Below are 14,193 nucleotides of genomic sequence, written 5' to 3' on the forward strand. Positions count from 1 at the left end.
CGCCGAGATCGCGGGCCAGACGTCGGCCGCGATGGATGTCGTCGGTGATCAGCAGAAGCTCGCCCATCGCCTATCCATCGTCTGTCGTCAGAGGATCACACGCTCGTTGAAGGTCAGCGGGCCGAACGGCATCCGGAACGCCACGCCGACGCCCTCGGGGGTATGGCGCACGACCGTCGCGTAGCGCTTGCCCACCGTCACCGTCGCACCGACCTGAGGCCTTCTGTCGAGGACTAGCGCGGCGCCTGTCATGGACAAGTCGGTGACGAAGGCTTCGGCGACGCGCGCGCCTTGCGACGCGATCCTGACATCGCGGTGTACTGGAACGATGCGAGCGGCCTTGCGCTGATCCTCGCGGTCGTCGGCACTGCGCATCCATTCCAGGCGCGCCTCGATCCGGGACCGGCGCTCGGCGTTGGCCACGAGCTGAAAGACGAAGCCACCGGGCCGCCCATGGAGCACGACGCCGTCGAGCATCCCGAGGTCATCGAGGTAGCAGATCATGCGCGCTCCAGCCTGAGGGAGGGGGCCCTGTGTCAGGCGGCGCAGCTCGATGAAGTCAGTGGCGGACACGTCGGCGAGGCACTGAACGTCCTCACCACCAGATAGAGAGTATCTACCCTTAGTTGTGATTCTAAACCGATCTAGCACGGAAGTTGTCCCCGCATCCACTCAACGAAAAGTAGCAGGAAGTTGGTTTACAACCCGTCTAAACCTCAGCGATCTATGTACTACCTTGATACATAATACTGCCGCTGTCAGGTCCAGGAAGCTCGCCCGATTTCAGCTCGGCAACTGATCTCGCTGTATCTCGTGGGCGCATTGCATACGCGCAGCGCCGTTAGGTAAGATATTGCGCAACGAGTGTTAGTTACATATTAATAGATCAATTGACTGTCGCAATTGGTAATAAACGGACACAACCTCGATTTTAGCGGTGTTGTTTTTATTGAACTATCAGACTCAGATATAACTTATGTGTGCTTGAAAACACCTAGAACGGTCAGGATCCCGGTTAATACATCGTTACTTAGGCTGACCGGTTCGTAGCGTCCGGCAGCGCTGGGGGCAGGGCGTCCAAGCCGCCGGAGAACCTCGCGCTCGAACGAAACGAAGTTCTCGATGCGGCCATCGGCGGCGCGCAAAGGTCGGCAGTCGATCTCAGCCCGGTACTTGGTGCCATCGCCACGGTAGTTCGCGAGGTAGCCGTGGAAGCGCTCGCCAGTTGCCAGAGCGCGGTGGAAGGCGTCGAGCGTCTCCCGGCGGGTCTGCTTGCCCTGCATGAACCGGGGGCTGAGCCCGATGATGTCGTCGAGTTCGCGCCCGACGAGACGGCCGAAGGCGGCGTTGGCGTAGAGGATAAGGGGCCCAGGTGGCTCGATCATCGGATCGGTGACGACGATGCCGACGGTGGCATCGTGGGCGAATGCACGGATCAGTTCGAAAGCTGTCATCGCACGGCAACGCTGCAACTGTGCGGGAAGTGCACGAGCGCTATCCGCCGTCCAGTTCCCCCGCCGCACCGACCCTCACGCGACTGCCCGGCCGAGGCTTCACGGGTAGGACATGGGGAACTGTCCCGTACCTACCCGTCGTCGCGAGCCTGCACGCTATGGTGCGCCTCAACTCGTCGGCAAACATGGTCCTCGGCCCCGTGAAAGGGCCGCAACAGGTCGTTCCGAGCCGCCGTGAGGGCGTCCGGTCCACAAGGCAAAGCCTCATCGTCGCGGGAATTGGCGTTCCCGCTTGACGCCAGGGGCGTCTTCATGGCTTGTGAGGAGTGCATCGGGCCTCACAGGCCATTTTGATTTCGACGGCCCTCCAGTTTGGCGACTGGGGGGCCGTTGGCTTTTCAGGGGTCGACTTGCGGCGGCGTATCTCCTGATGGTGCCGGCGACTCGCACAGAGTGCGCGCCAGGCGGACATGGCATGTCGGCCGGACGGCAAGGTTAAGTCAACGTTGGCATTTCAGCCGTCGACATCGTCTGACCCTCCCGTATGGTGTTGGTTCGAGCGAACGGCGTCAGCGTCGGATCGCGATCACCTCGCGATCGGACTGCGCATGCGCCTCTCGACCCTACTCGTCAGCCTCTGCTTTGGAGCAGGGCTACCGGGCGTCTTGCTAGCGCAAACGGCCCGCCCCCCCGCGCCGGCTGCGGCGCCGGATCCGGCCCTGCTAAAGGTCGCTCGGGAGACGGTGGCGCAGATGCAGGGCGACCGCACTGCGACGCTCAGTGCGATGGCTGCGCCGATGGTCGGCATGATGCAGCAGATCGGCATCAAGGAGCCCGATAAGGCGCAGGTGCTGGTCCAGGAGGTCGTGATGCCCACCCTGATCGCGCACTACGACGAGTTGCTGGACATCCAGGCCCGCGGCTTCGCCACGATCCTCGGCAAAGACGACCTACAGGCGATCTCGACCTTCTACGCCACGCCCGCCGGCAAGCGTCTCGCGGCAGCCCAGCCGCAGCTCGCCCAGATCCAGCTCGCTGGTCTACAGCAGTGGATGCAGTCAGTCGGACCTGAGATGCAGGGCAAGATCGTCAAGGCAGTTCAAGCGCACGGGTGGGTGACCGGCGGACCGGCCAAGCCGCGCTGAACATAATCTGGTTAACGTCAGGGAATGATCAGCGCGACCATGCACGGCAGCCTCCCGACCGTCGCCGACCTGCGCAGGTCCGGCCGCATCAGCAGTCACGAGATCGTTGCGGCAATCGACGCCTACATGCGCGACCCAACGGCCGGGCCCTATCGCTTCAGCAGCGGACACAGTCTGGATGTCGCTGCGCTCGTGGCCTCGACGGTCAGCCCCGCGGAGGTCGCGAACCGAGCCGGTCCGCAGGAGAGGACGTTCCGGAACGCGGTCGCGACCGTCGTCATGACGGCGCGTCCGACCGCGCCGTGACCCGTCGGCCGCTCGAAACATCCCCGATCTAATAGGGGCAGGGGAGCGACCGACATCACCCCCGCGAGCCGATACGCAACGCGGCTCGTCACCGAGAATGCCCCGAGGCGGCTGCGGGCCGGTGAACGACGCAGTCGTTCGCACTAAGAATTATCTCCGCATGCTAAGGACACAACCCGCCTGGGGACGCTTGTTAGCCAGGAGGAACCCGCGATGCAGTGGTTCTGGCTATTCGCGGTCATGGCTGTCGTCGGGGCGGGGGCGCTCGAATTAGGGACGGGAGTGATTGAGATCGGTGGGGTGACCCACCCATCGAACTGGCATGCGAAGTGAGCGCTCGGCTGACCGACCAGTAAGGGCGCAATGTTGCTGGCTCAGCGCAGAAGTCCGGCGCGTGCCGATAGAGATCCTTGGCCGCCTTGGTGGCGATCAGCCGACCCTAGATCTCATCGAGCAGCAAGAAAGTAAGATCGCCGAGAAGGCTGGTCGAGCGCCGCGAGCCATCCAGAGCCTCTCGCGAACGGACAAACCGGAGCCGAAGCTCCCTCGGAAATAGCACGTGATCTTCCTACCTCTAAGCGACGTGCCTCGGCTTCTTGAGCCCGTCAACGACACTAGCCGTGAGTACGCGTGTCAGTCGACTTCGGCGGCGCGGGTGACTGTGCTGACAGCGCTTGTCGAACCTTAGCAACGTGCACAGGCTCGGGGGCATCGAGCAGCTTGCTAATCGCCTCATGAGCCGTAAGCCACTGCAGAACAGCCTGCGCAAGATCGAACCCGGCGATGCCAAAGCCATACTGATCAACCCGCCGATTGGCCGCCTTCATGCGACGGTTGTGCCATTGGATTTGCACTATCAGGATCAGAAATCGCGCGGTATCGAGCCTCGACAGGCGTCGAAGTGCGGCCAAGCGCGGCGATTTGATTGGAATGGCAGTCGGCATCAACGCACCTTAACGAGGTCAAGAAGCGCTACGCCCGCAGCTGCTAGGGCGTTCCCACGGCCGCCTCAGCGCAGGGCCTCTACCTCGATCGCGGTTGTCTCGGGCGCCTCCGTCAAAATCAGAGTTCCAATCGCCTCGATGGTGCGGCGCAAGCCGATGGCGATCGGTGAGACGAACAGCCTAAGCGGCACAAACAGCGGTTGTAGGTGGAAGTACTGATGTCGGTCGTTCTGGCCGCCCAATCAGGTAGCCCTGCACTGCGTCACAGCCGAGCTTCCTGAGTAGGTCGAGCTGGTGCGCGTCTTCGACGCCCTCGGCGAGGGTTGGGATGCTCATGTCGCGCCCCATCTGCGTGATCGCCTTAAGGACGGCCATGGAATGCTTGTCCGTCAGCGCGGCGGCAACGAAACTGCGATCGATCTTGATGCGGTCCAAGGGCAGGTTGCGCAGATGAGCCAGGGATGAGTACCCGGTCCCGAAATCATCCATCGCGATCTTGATGCCGAGTTGACGTAAGGCCGACAGGGTATGGGCGATCTGCTGACCGTCTTCGACTAAGGCCGTCTCGGTCAGTTCGATCTCAAGCCTGCTTGCTAACAAGCCGCTCTTCGCCAGCGCCGCGGTGACATGCGCGAGGATCAGCGGCGATCGGAACTGCACAGCTGAGACGTTAACCGCGACGTGCTGATTGGCTGGCCACGTGGTTGCCTGACGGCAGGCCTCCTCAAGGACCCATTGTCCGATCGGGACGATCAGGCCTGTCTCCTCCGCGAGCGGAATAAAGGTCGCCGGCGAAACGAACCCCCGCGTCGGATGCTGCCAACGGATTAGGGCCTCGAACCCGACGGTATCATCGTCCGTCAGCGCCATGATCGGCTGGTAGGCGAGGTGGAACTGGTTTTTAGCCAGCGCGATCCGGATATCGTTCTCCAAGAGGTTCCGCTCGGCGATAGTCTCGATCATGCCGGGTGTGTAGCGAGCCGCCCGCCCGCGGCCATGGCGCTTAGCCTCATAGAGCGCGATGTCGGCGCGCTGCATCAGGTCTTCCGCGCTCGACGTATTCTGTGCCCCGCATACGCCGATGCTGCAGCCGATGACGACGGTGAGATCGTCGAACGTATAGGGTTTCTCGATCCCTGCGATGACGTGCTCAGTCAACGTCATGGCGGCCGAGGCATCGCTTTGGACGACGACCGCCATCTCATCTCCGCCGAGGCGTGACACGAACCCGGTCTCACCGACCAGTTCACGTAGCCGAACGGCGACATCGACCAGGAGACGATCGCCGACGCCGTGGCCGAAGGTATCGTTGACCGCCTTGAACCGATCGAGGTCTATTAGCAGGAGCGTGAATGGCTGCTTGGCCCCTTGAGCTTGTGTCATGCGCTCCATGAGGGAGCGACGGTTCGCCAAACCCGTCAGTGGATCGTGGTAGGCGAGGTGTGAGATCTCAAGCTGCGCCTGCTTTACCCGGGTCACGTCATCGAAGGTCATTACCGCGCCGTCCTCGATGGGCTGGCAGGTGATGGACAATATCCGCCCGTCATCGAAGTTGTGCTCGACCTGGGTCTCGCAATGCTTAGCCATCCAAACTCGGTGGTTTTCCAGAACCCTGCCAATCCGATCCTCATCCCATGCATTCGCGTGACCCACCTGCTCAAGAAATGCCGTTAGGCTCATGCCGCGAACGACGCTGCTCGGCGCGAGATTGAGCATGGCACACAGGCGTTCGTTGTAGAGTTCGACGATTTCGCCGGCGGACACCTTGAGGATGCCGTTCGACATGTTCTGCAACGCGGTCGCCAGGACCCGCGCGTGCCCCGCCTCCTGTGTCTCGAAGCGCTTGGCTGCTGACAGCGCGAGGAAGGAACCGAGTAGAAGGATCGCCGCCCCTGTAGCGGCGAGGATGCTCAAAGTGACCTGCATACCTGGCAGGAGGCGATCGACCTGTTCGCCGACGAGCACAGTGCCGGCGATAGAAACGAAATGGGTGCCACATACCGCGGCCACGATGAGAACACCGGTGACCAGGGGGGTGCTGGATCTCTTCGGCAGCCCGCAGGCTACTGCCATGCAGGTCGCGCCGATGAGGCAAGCGAGGAGGTTGAACCCGACCGACTGCGTCTGACCGCACCCTTCAAGTGCGGCCATGCCGGTAATGTGCATCACGGCGATGCCGAGCCCTGATGCTGCGCCAGCGACCGACCGTGTCCATACCCCTGCAAAAGTGTTCGCTATGGCAAGCGGTACGCCGACAGTGACGATCGCAGCTACGGCAGACAGCACCGTCGTCCCGAGGTGGTAGCTCAGGACGAGATCGGTCCGGTATCCGAGCATCGCTACGAAGTGAGTTGTCCAGACCCCGGTTCCTGCAACCACCGCGATCCCAGCCATCCACGACCGCCGAGCGGCCCTGGAAGAGCTTTCAGCTTGCCGGATCAGGCACACGAGTAACCAGGCGCTGAAGGCGCAGATCGTAGCCGCAGCTAGAACGAAGCTGAGCGCCTGGCTATCGAGGAATTTGGTGAGGATGGTCGGCATCCCATCACCATACGCATCACACGTGCAGATATTATTGAACGACATGGTATGAAAAAATCCAAAGCCTTCCGCAGCTCTGAGATCTCGTACATGTGATCGAATGAGCACTGCTAATGAATGCAACTAGAGCTTGTACAAACTGAAAGACACTGTTTCAGGCACCAATCATTTCGAGCAGCGCGACGCCGACGGCTGCGATGACATTGCCACGGCCGCGCCAGGGCAAGACGATCGCCTCGGGGGTCTCGGCCGCTACTTCCGGCAGCACGCCCTCGGGCGCCTCGGCTTCTCGGTCCTAATCGTTCCCGCGCAGCCATGTAACTTGTGAGCCGGTGTGGTTCTCGGGCGCTGCCAGGGACGGTTCGTCGTCGCCGCTGTCCTCGAGGTCCGTGTCGCCGTCCATGCTGTCCAGCACGGAGATGATCCGATCCGCTGCATCGAGAGCGACCTGTGCGGCCTCCTCCAAGCTGGCGCGGAGGGCAGGTCCGGCCAGCGGCTCCGGGATCTCCGGAGCGGCCGGTTTCGGACGCGAGGAAGGTGAGCACGTCGCCCATGGGTCAGGTCTCGGGGTGTGATGGGAGTGCCCGGCGGGATCCGGCCGGGGCGGTAAGCACGGCGACAGAAGGGTGGCGGGCGCCTGTCAGCGCCCGGCCCGCTCGGCCTCGGCGTGGGCCAGCAGTTCTCGGGCGAAGGCCGCGGTCTGGTCGGGATCGCCGTTGTCGATGATCGCAACGGCGCGCATCGATAGCCGCGTCTCACAGTCTGCGTGACTGTCGGGCATGCGGCGCACGACCTCCTTGTCGACCGCGGTCTCGACATCGGTCAGGGCGTCGCCCAGCCAGTGCATCAGTTTGCCGATGCCGTTGGGCTCTACCGCCCCGTAGCGCCCTCCGCGCGTTCCGCAGCGCGGCCCCCAGGTGTAGGCGTAGGCCGCGGCGCCGACGTGCTTGGCTATATTTTGAATGTCCCGCAATTCGTCGATCGTAGCGGACGTGAGGTCGAGCATGCCGACCAGGCTGGGCGCTTGCGGCTCTGCCGGTGCGGCGGTCGGCGGTCGAGCAGCCGCGGCAGCGTGAATGTCCAGCGCCAGCCGCCCATCGGTGGTGTAGTTGCTGCGCCCGCAGCCGATGCGCCACAGGTCGACGTACTCCAGCCACGCCAGCGTACCGGGGGCGGCGTAGAGAGCGGCGTCGCGCTCGGGCATGTCCGGCTCGTCGCCAAAACCGCTGGACCGGGGCGGCAACTTGGTTCCGGTCATCGCCAGGATGGCCCTGACAGCCCTCCAGCCCCATAGTTCGAGCTACACGCTGACCCGCTTGGTCCCGAGGTGCCGCTCGATCCAGTCCTGAGCCGCATCCAGGTCCAAGAACAGCGGCGCGCGCGCTACCGAGGTCACTCCGAACCCGGCCTCCAGGAACCACAAGCCCACGTCGGCACCATGCTGGTCGGACAGCCGCACCAAGACCGCCACGAGGAAGCCACCCGCGAACACGAGCTGGCCGTCGCCGTCTTCACTGCCGGTGGCGACACGCACCGGCTGGAGCTGCAGGGTCATCCCGCCGCTCGCCTCTGCAGGTGCAGGTAGGTCGCGTCGAACTCGGAGGCTCGGACGAGCTCCTCCCACGACTTAACCACCAGCGTCTGCCGGTGCAGCGTGATCAGTCCGCGACCGCGCATCTCCTTCAGTACGCGGTTGATGTGCACGGCCGTCATCCCCGTAGCGTCGGCGAGATCGGTCTGGGTGATCGGAAGCGGCCAGCGGTGTTCACCCGCCAGACCGACTGCCTCCTGCTTCAAGTACAGCTCGCAGAGTAGGTGGGCCAAGTGCTCGAACGCCGGGCGGCGGCCCATGGCGATCAACCACTCTCGGAAGATCGCCGCGTCGATCAGCGTATCCCGCCAGAAGGCAGCCGCGATGCTCGGGAAGCGGGCCGTGAGGTCGTGCATGCTCTCGTGCGGGATGAACGCCACGGTAGCCTGGGTCATCGTTCCGAGGGTGTGATCCATCAGCGGGATATGCAGGCTCTGCAAATCCGGGATGTCGCCCGCGATGTGGAACGAGAAGATTTGGCGGCGTCCCTCGCTTGGGAACTTGTACCGACAAGCCCAGCCTTCCAAGATGACACAGCACTGGGTCGCCCGGTCTCCATCCCGCACGATGTCCTGTCGCGCCGAGAGGGTCCGCACACGGACCGGCAGAGCCTCAATCACATGCCGCTCCTTATCCGAGAGGCGGGTAACGCTCTCCAGCTTGCGGATGAGCGGGTGGAGCACGTGGGGGAGCTTCGAAGCCATCGTGGCATCGCCTCGCGTCGCAGGCGGAAGCACACGGCTCTCCCAGGCGGCAGCACCTGTTCCGGAGTGGCTGACGATCACTCAGATGTAGACAGCATGTCTGTTCTGCGAACACACTTGAGTTAAGAATCTTTGCGATTGCCTCAGGGCTTCACAAGTAAGGCGTTCACGACCTTGGCGAGTTAAGGTGAAACTGATGGAGGGCACGACTGCAATTATGGATAGCTGCTCCGCAAAATTGCTTGGGCTCGGGGCGATGTTCTTCGGGCAGGTAACTGCCGCCCGGCCCTACATCCCCGTCACGATGGCGAAATGCCAACGGATGGAGACGAGACATGAAGCGTAACTCAATGGCAGCGGTTTTCCTGGCCGGCACGATGTTGGCGGCGTCGCCGGCGTTCGCGATCACGGTGACCAACCAGGACAAGGCCGAGCATACCCTCACGGTGGACCAAGGCGAGACCCAGGCCGATCAGAAGCTGGCCGCGGGTGCCTCGACTGAGGTCGAATGCAACGGCGGGTGCGAGCTTCGCGTCCGGGGCTCCGGATACGGACGTTCGGTGGACAAAGGCGACAAGCTCGTCATCGACACCGAGGGCATGCTCCGCTTCGCCAGTGAGCCCTCGGCCACGGGCTCGATAAATGCGAAGGATGCGGGCGCATCGAAAAAGTAGGTTCGATCCAGCGGTAGACGTTCCGGCCCCATTCACCTGGGTTCCGGAACCGGGGATGCGGTATGCATCCCCGGTGTCTCTATGAGATTAGGCGCCCCTGGCGGCGACTTTTGCTGAGGCGCCCGTCGCGATCTGATCGTCGAGTTGCGCTCTGAAGTCGACGATGCCGAGAACCTGGACCGGTTTGCCGGGCTCGTCGAGGAACTCGTAGAGCGCATTCTCGATCCGGAGGATCAAACCATCGTTGCCGGGTTCGTCATGGCGGTCGAGCCGAAATCGTCAGACATCAGGATCGCCGACCAGTGGGCCTGTAGGTCGGCCTCCTTCGCCCCGTCGTCATAGGCCGGTGACGTGAGCGGCGCGGCATCGAAGATGTCTATCAGGACGATGTGCCCGATGCGATCGGCAAGCGAACCCCAGCCATCGAAACGCGCGCGATGCAGACGGTAGACGTCGGTGTCCCGGGCGTGGACCGTGGCGGTCCCCCTTGCGCGAAACCCTTTTCGACGGATGGGATCGACGAAATTGACCTCGATGCCAGGCCGATGGTGAAGGTTGGTGATCGTCCCCGGCGACCGGATCGCCCCGAATGCGAGCGTCCGGTCGTCCACGACCACGAAGGTCCCCTTCGGCGAGAGGTTCGGCTCCCCCGTCTCCGAGACGGTTGCGACGAAGCCGAGCCGCTGCTTATGCACGGTGTCCTTCATGTCCTGCGTCAGCATCGTCAAGCCTTTGGGATCACCGCTAAAGCCGCAAGCCGCGGCCGACCTGCAGGGTCTCACCGGTGATCCAACCGCCATCATCGGAAACGGCGAAGGCGACCGCGGCTGCGATGTCGGACGGCTGACCAGCGCGGCCGAGCGGTGTGCGTGCGACGAACGGGGCCATACCCTCCTCGCCCAACCCGCTCGTTCCTTCCGTCGCGACGATGCCCGGGGCGATGCCGACCACTCGGATCCCGCGCGCCCCGAGTTCGAGCGCGAGCGAGCGGGTCAGGCTGTCGACCGCCCCTTTCGTGGCACTGTAGACCTGCGCCCCGGCTATCGGCGTGACGCCAGCACCGGACGAGATGTTCACCACGACCCCGCCGGTCTGAGGAAACACCTTTGCCGCCGCCTGTGTCGCAAGGATCAGCCCCCTCACGTTCAAGCCGAACTGGCGGTCTATCGACTCCGGCGTGATGCTGGCGAGATCACCAAACTCGTAGATGCCGGCGTTGTTGACCAAGATGTCGACATGCTCGTATGAGGCGGTCGCCTTGTTGAACAACGCGTCGATCTCCACGGACCGGGAGACGTCCGCCTGGACCGCCTTGGCGTGCCCGCCGGCCGCCCTGATTGTCGTGACAAGCTTCTCTGCAGCGGCCTCGCTGCGGGCGTAGTTGACCACGACGCTGACCCCGTCTGCCGCCAGGCGCAGCGCGATCCCGGCTCTGATGCCCTTCGAGGCGCCGGTGACGATGGCTACCCGTCCTTCAAGCTTGCTCATATCGATCTACAAAGTTGTTGATCAGAAGCATTCCCTGGTGAAAGGGAGTGGTAGACAGCGCTGTACTGGATCAGCTTCCCGGGGCGCGGTCAGTCGTGAAACGGGACCCACCAAGTCTTGATCTCGACGTCGAGCATGCCGGACTGGACCGTCGGATCGTCCGTCCCGAACCTCGTCGCCTCGTCAAGATCCGCGGCCTTGAAGATCGCCATGCCGCCGGATGCCAGTTTCCCGGACAGGCCGCCAACCGTCTTCATGAACGGGCCACTGAGTACGATCATGCCCTTATCGTGACAGTCGCTGATGTAGGCGACGTGATCCTGGAAGTCGGGTTGCTCATTGTAAGCTGTGCCTTCAACCCACTTCGGCCCTGGACTGTGAAACACGACAAAATAATGGGGTCCGTTCTCGTCGATCATGATCGCATGTCTCGAATATGTTCGGCGCTGTCGAATGACATGTTGTACGCCTGACCCAATTCGATATGCAGTCGTTGCGTCCCACTTTTACGCATAGTCGCTAACCGTAATCGGTTCGACCGTCCGTCCCGGCATCCTGCTAGACTGAGGGTCCGGGCGATCTTACGGTCGTCGGGCAAATGCGTGGAGATCTTGCCCCATCATACTCCCGCGTATTGGGCTTTTACGGGGTTGGCACCACGAGCGTGCCTGAAGCGCCACTGCCTCGACCCCGTATTGTTGCCGGAGGACGCCGATGCCGAGCCACGTCTGCATTGATCCCAACGACCTGTACGCCCAGGAGGAAGTCCTGGTCGCGTTCGAGACGATAGCAGGCGTGGTGACGCTGATCTCGGCGCGCGACGCATCGGACGGCGACATCCTTCCCAACCTTGAGGACGTCCAGCGCCGAGCGATCGAAAGCGAGATCCTCGACGATTACCGGCGGGAGATGCCGTCGCCGTGACAGCCGAGTCCAGACTCAGTGGAAGCGAAATAATGACGGCATGGAGCGCCGGATGCAGGCTAAATCCGCCCATTAATTCAGCACGATCCACGGCGAGCTTGTCCGGGAGAACCTAGAACATATCCTTAAGGATAGCCGATCCATCGCGGAGCATTCGATCCGAGCGGCGGACGAGGCCGAAAAGGTCTTTTCCGCGATGGCGGACCGGAGCATCAAAGCACCTGCATGAGACACCTCCGGCCACGGTATCCGACGCGATCCAGGGCCGGTTCGCCACCGGCATCCGTACCGGCCAGACGGACCAAGGTCGCACGTTTGCTGATCATGGCATCGTTCAGAAATGCGCCATGGCAACGAAGCCTGGTGGCGATCGCGGTCACCGTCCTGGTGACCGGCATCGGCCTGTCGTGCGTGCTCGCGAACGTCTTCGACGGTCATCCGACCGTCTTCATGCTGCCGTAGCCGCACGTCGCGGAATGACAACCGGAGAGCGACCAACATGGCCGTGGTTGCGGAACATTCCGACCCCATTCTTACGGACCGTGCTCTAGATGCCGAGCGCGAGGTAGCGCAGGCGGGCATGCCCCACGACGAATTCTCATCCGGCCCCGAGGGAGAGGCGCCGCTAGGTGTTTGATCCCGCGGAGTGGTGGTACGGTTGACCACCATGCGGCCAGGGATGCGCTATGGGCCAAATTCTTCACGGCAGCGCCCGCACGACGGAGGCGGTCCGTCGCGCAATTCAGCTACGTCAAGAGAGCGTGAGAGCGGCGGCCAAGCGCTACGGCGTCAGCCCGACGACGATCCAGAAGTGGCGAACTCGGCAGACGACAGGCGATGCCGCCATGGGTCCGAAGCAGCCCCGTTCGACGGTTCTGACCCCAGAAGAGGAGGCCGTCATCGTGGCCTTCCGGCGGCACACCCTGTTGCCGCTGGATGACTGCCTCTACGGCCTGCAGCCGACGATCCCGCACTTGACCCGCTCGTCGCTGCACCGTTGCCTTGAGCGACACGGCATCAGCCGCCTGCCGGAAGTGGAAGGCGACAAGCCCAAGAAGAAGCGCTTTGCCGATTACCCCATCGGCTACATGCACATCGATATCGCCGAGGTCGGGACGGAACAGGGCAAGCTCTACCTGTTTGTGGCCATCGACCGGACCTCAAAGCTGGCTTTCGTCAAGCTGGAAGCTGAAGCCAACTGCTACACGGCATCGGACTTCCTCCGCGCTCCGGTCGCGTTTGTGCCGTACAAGATCCACACGGTGTTGACCGACAACGGGGTGCAATTCTGCCACGCCCCGCGCAACCGCTCAGGCCCGACAGCCCTCTACAGCCGGCACATGTTCGATCGCGTCTGCCACGAGCACGGCATCGAGCATCGCCTGACCAAACCCAACCATCCGTGGACCAACGGTCAGGTCGAGCGGATGAACCGCACCATCAAGGACGCCACGGTCAAGCGCTACCACTACGACACCCACGACCAGCTCCGGGCGCACCTGCAGCTGTTCGTCGACGCCTACAACCATGCCCGTCGGCTGAAGACCCTGCGCGGCCTCACGCCCTACGAGCATGTCCTTCAGGTCTGGACCAAACAGCCCAAACGCTCCAGACTCGATCCGTCACACCTCATCCCGGGACCATACACCTAGAGTTCGTCCCGCCCGGCGAACGCGAAAGCGCCTCGGCCTATGGGCTGAGGGCCGCGGGCGAGATCCTCTGCCGCTACCTCAAGGAGGAGGAATAGCAGTCCCCATGGGATACCCGCGCCCGCTCAGAGCTTCCCAAACCGCTGCAGTGTGACGTCGAGGTGCACCGGGTTGTGCAGGGTGTTAGCCACCGGGGACCATAGCACCACGTGTTTCACGAGGGCATCAAGCACCTTGCGCGATGCGTCCGCATCCAGCTTCACCGAGACCCGGATCGCCTCGAAGCCGATAGTCTTAGGGTGGAGGTCACTCGTTCCCCATGCCGCCGTGGTGTTGATGTCCGCCTCGACATTAAGTTCGAGCGCCCGGATCGGGATGGCCTGCGCCAGGGCATTGGCATGGATGCCGATGGACAGGCACGAGCCGAAGGCAGCCAGCAGGGCTTCGGAGGCGTTCGGCGCGGTCGTCTCGCCGAGCAAGCCATCGGGCTCATCCTCCATCACCGGCTGGGGCGGCAGGTCCCGGATGTAGTTGAGTTGGCGCAGGCGCCCCTGCGCGACCGTGCGGCATCGTAGCGTGCGGATTGCGGCCGGGTCTAACTTCCCGTCGGCGATGACAGCTTGGAGCCGACGCCCGTCGATGGTGTCCGAGAGTGGGGATCCTGACTTGATCGGGGGTAATGCCATGATTGTTTTCCTTTGCCGCGGATATCCAGGGCCTATTTTAGCAGGCCATAAAAATATTTCTGCGTTGATGATCGTCGTGCGTTGAGT

The 14,193-nt window shown here is 63.0% G+C and carries 17 protein-coding genes; 5 read left to right on the top strand and 12 right to left on the bottom strand.

What is annotated here, in order from left to right:
* Positions 1-87: 87 nt before the first annotated feature.
* Both MKL09_RS00245 and MKL09_RS00250 read right to left on the bottom strand, forming a co-directional pair.
* Positions 88-504 carry a PilZ domain-containing protein gene (locus MKL09_RS00245; protein ID WP_244016881.1) on the bottom strand — a complete coding sequence of 139 codons (417 nt, stop codon included), beginning with the start codon at positions 502-504 and terminating at the stop codon, positions 88-90.
* Positions 505-974: 470 nt separating this feature from the next.
* The gene (locus MKL09_RS00250) at positions 975-1,454 is read right to left on the bottom strand and encodes a PAS domain-containing protein (RefSeq protein ID WP_244016883.1); all 480 of its coding nucleotides are present in this window, start codon (positions 1,452-1,454) and stop codon (positions 975-977) included.
* A gap of 752 nt (positions 1,455-2,206) precedes the next feature.
* Here MKL09_RS00250 and MKL09_RS00255 point away from each other — a divergent pair.
* Both MKL09_RS00255 and MKL09_RS00260 read left to right on the top strand, forming a co-directional pair.
* The gene (locus tag MKL09_RS00255) at positions 2,207-2,599 is read left to right on the top strand and encodes a DUF2059 domain-containing protein (RefSeq protein ID WP_244016885.1); all 393 of its coding nucleotides are present in this window, start codon (positions 2,207-2,209) and stop codon (positions 2,597-2,599) included.
* A gap of 24 nt (positions 2,600-2,623) precedes the next feature.
* The gene (locus tag MKL09_RS00260; protein WP_244016887.1) at positions 2,624-2,905 is read left to right on the top strand and encodes a hypothetical protein; all 282 of its coding nucleotides are present in this window, start codon (positions 2,624-2,626) and stop codon (positions 2,903-2,905) included.
* A gap of 614 nt (positions 2,906-3,519) precedes the next feature.
* Here MKL09_RS00260 and MKL09_RS00265 read toward each other — a convergent pair.
* From MKL09_RS00265 to MKL09_RS00285, 5 genes are all read right to left on the bottom strand, one after another.
* The gene (locus MKL09_RS00265; protein ID WP_244016889.1) at positions 3,520-3,849 is read right to left on the bottom strand and encodes a hypothetical protein; all 330 of its coding nucleotides are present in this window, start codon (positions 3,847-3,849) and stop codon (positions 3,520-3,522) included.
* Between the two features lie 180 nt (positions 3,850-4,029).
* A complete protein-coding gene (locus MKL09_RS00270) occupies positions 4,030-6,390 on the bottom strand; it encodes a putative bifunctional diguanylate cyclase/phosphodiesterase (RefSeq protein ID WP_244016891.1) in 2,361 nt (786 codons plus the stop codon).
* 640 nt (positions 6,391-7,030) lie between these two features.
* Positions 7,031-7,594: a hypothetical protein gene (locus MKL09_RS00275; RefSeq protein ID WP_244016893.1), complete on the bottom strand. Its 564-nt coding sequence runs from the start codon at positions 7,592-7,594 to the stop codon at positions 7,031-7,033.
* A gap of 96 nt (positions 7,595-7,690) precedes the next feature.
* Positions 7,691-7,945, bottom strand: coding sequence for a hypothetical protein (locus MKL09_RS00280; RefSeq protein WP_244016895.1), 255 nt, complete (start codon positions 7,943-7,945; stop codon positions 7,691-7,693).
* A complete protein-coding gene (locus tag MKL09_RS00285; RefSeq protein ID WP_244016897.1) occupies positions 7,942-8,685 on the bottom strand; it encodes a Crp/Fnr family transcriptional regulator in 744 nt (247 codons plus the stop codon). The genes MKL09_RS00280 and MKL09_RS00285 overlap by 4 nt, the downstream gene beginning before the upstream one ends.
* 335 nt (positions 8,686-9,020) lie before the next feature.
* Here MKL09_RS00285 and MKL09_RS00290 point away from each other — a divergent pair, with 335 nt between their 5' ends.
* A complete protein-coding gene (locus MKL09_RS00290; protein ID WP_244016899.1) occupies positions 9,021-9,359 on the top strand; it encodes a hypothetical protein in 339 nt (112 codons plus the stop codon).
* Positions 9,360-9,446: 87 nt separating this feature from the next.
* Here MKL09_RS00290 and MKL09_RS00295 read toward each other — a convergent pair whose 3' ends face one another.
* From MKL09_RS00295 to MKL09_RS00310, 4 genes are all read right to left on the bottom strand, one after another.
* Positions 9,447-9,596 carry a hypothetical protein gene (locus tag MKL09_RS00295; RefSeq protein ID WP_244016901.1) on the bottom strand — a complete coding sequence of 50 codons (150 nt, stop codon included), beginning with the start codon at positions 9,594-9,596 and terminating at the stop codon, positions 9,447-9,449.
* Positions 9,593-10,162, bottom strand: a complete 570-nt coding sequence (locus tag MKL09_RS00300; RefSeq protein ID WP_244016903.1) for a pyridoxamine 5'-phosphate oxidase family protein — start codon at positions 10,160-10,162, stop codon at positions 9,593-9,595. Before MKL09_RS00300 ends, MKL09_RS00295 begins: the two co-directional genes overlap by 4 nt.
* A complete protein-coding gene (locus MKL09_RS00305; RefSeq protein WP_244016904.1) occupies positions 10,104-10,847 on the bottom strand; it encodes an SDR family NAD(P)-dependent oxidoreductase in 744 nt (247 codons plus the stop codon). The genes MKL09_RS00300 and MKL09_RS00305 overlap by 59 nt, the downstream gene beginning before the upstream one ends.
* An 89-nt stretch (positions 10,848-10,936) precedes the next feature.
* Complete coding sequence (locus tag MKL09_RS00310) at positions 10,937-11,266, bottom strand: YciI family protein (RefSeq protein WP_244016906.1); 330 nt, start codon at positions 11,264-11,266, stop codon at positions 10,937-10,939.
* Between the two features lie 295 nt (positions 11,267-11,561).
* Here MKL09_RS00310 and MKL09_RS00315 point away from each other — a divergent pair, with 295 nt between their 5' ends.
* The gene (locus tag MKL09_RS00315) at positions 11,562-11,771 is read left to right on the top strand and encodes a hypothetical protein (RefSeq protein WP_244016908.1); all 210 of its coding nucleotides are present in this window, start codon (positions 11,562-11,564) and stop codon (positions 11,769-11,771) included.
* A gap of 686 nt (positions 11,772-12,457) precedes the next feature.
* The gene (locus MKL09_RS00320; RefSeq protein ID WP_244016910.1) at positions 12,458-13,423 is read left to right on the top strand and encodes an IS481 family transposase; all 966 of its coding nucleotides are present in this window, start codon (positions 12,458-12,460) and stop codon (positions 13,421-13,423) included.
* Between the two features lie 122 nt (positions 13,424-13,545).
* On the opposite strand, the gene MKL09_RS00325 is transcribed toward MKL09_RS00320, so the two are convergent.
* A complete protein-coding gene (locus tag MKL09_RS00325) occupies positions 13,546-14,106 on the bottom strand; it encodes an OsmC family protein (protein WP_244016912.1) in 561 nt (186 codons plus the stop codon).
* Positions 14,107-14,193: the final 87 nt, after the last annotated feature.

This window comes from Methylobacterium sp. J-048 (genome assembly GCF_022829515.1).
Taxonomy (GTDB): Bacteria; Pseudomonadota; Alphaproteobacteria; order Rhizobiales; family Beijerinckiaceae; genus Methylobacterium.

Bases quoted from the DNA above. Each gene is read 5' to 3' on its own strand.
- MKL09_RS00245 (WP_244016881.1), bottom strand. From the start codon at position 504: ATGATCTGCTACCTCGATGACCTCGGGATGCTCGACGGCGTCGTGCTC.
- MKL09_RS00250 (WP_244016883.1), bottom strand. From the start codon at position 1,454: ATGACAGCTTTCGAACTGATCCGTGCATTCGCCCACGATGCCACCGTC.
- MKL09_RS00255 (WP_244016885.1), top strand. From the start codon at position 2,207: ATGCAGGGCGACCGCACTGCGACGCTCAGTGCGATGGCTGCGCCGATG.
- MKL09_RS00260 (WP_244016887.1), top strand. From the start codon at position 2,624: ATGATCAGCGCGACCATGCACGGCAGCCTCCCGACCGTCGCCGACCTG.
- MKL09_RS00265 (WP_244016889.1), bottom strand. From the start codon at position 3,849: ATGCCGACTGCCATTCCAATCAAATCGCCGCGCTTGGCCGCACTTCGA.
- MKL09_RS00270 (WP_244016891.1), bottom strand. From the start codon at position 6,390: ATGCCGACCATCCTCACCAAATTCCTCGATAGCCAGGCGCTCAGCTTC.
- MKL09_RS00275 (WP_244016893.1), bottom strand. From the start codon at position 7,594: ATGCCCGAGCGCGACGCCGCTCTCTACGCCGCCCCCGGTACGCTGGCG.
- MKL09_RS00280 (WP_244016895.1), bottom strand. From the start codon at position 7,945: ATGACCCTGCAGCTCCAGCCGGTGCGTGTCGCCACCGGCAGTGAAGAC.
- MKL09_RS00285 (WP_244016897.1), bottom strand. From the start codon at position 8,685: ATGGCTTCGAAGCTCCCCCACGTGCTCCACCCGCTCATCCGCAAGCTG.
- MKL09_RS00290 (WP_244016899.1), top strand. From the start codon at position 9,021: ATGAAGCGTAACTCAATGGCAGCGGTTTTCCTGGCCGGCACGATGTTG.
- MKL09_RS00300 (WP_244016903.1), bottom strand. From the start codon at position 10,162: ATGATGGCGGTTGGATCACCGGTGAGACCCTGCAGGTCGGCCGCGGCT.
- MKL09_RS00305 (WP_244016904.1), bottom strand. From the start codon at position 10,847: ATGAGCAAGCTTGAAGGACGGGTAGCCATCGTCACCGGCGCCTCGAAG.
- MKL09_RS00310 (WP_244016906.1), bottom strand. From the start codon at position 11,266: ATGATCGACGAGAACGGACCCCATTATTTTGTCGTGTTTCACAGTCCA.
- MKL09_RS00315 (WP_244016908.1), top strand. From the start codon at position 11,562: ATGCCGAGCCACGTCTGCATTGATCCCAACGACCTGTACGCCCAGGAG.
- MKL09_RS00320 (WP_244016910.1), top strand. From the start codon at position 12,458: ATGGGCCAAATTCTTCACGGCAGCGCCCGCACGACGGAGGCGGTCCGT.
- MKL09_RS00325 (WP_244016912.1), bottom strand. From the start codon at position 14,106: ATGGCATTACCCCCGATCAAGTCAGGATCCCCACTCTCGGACACCATC.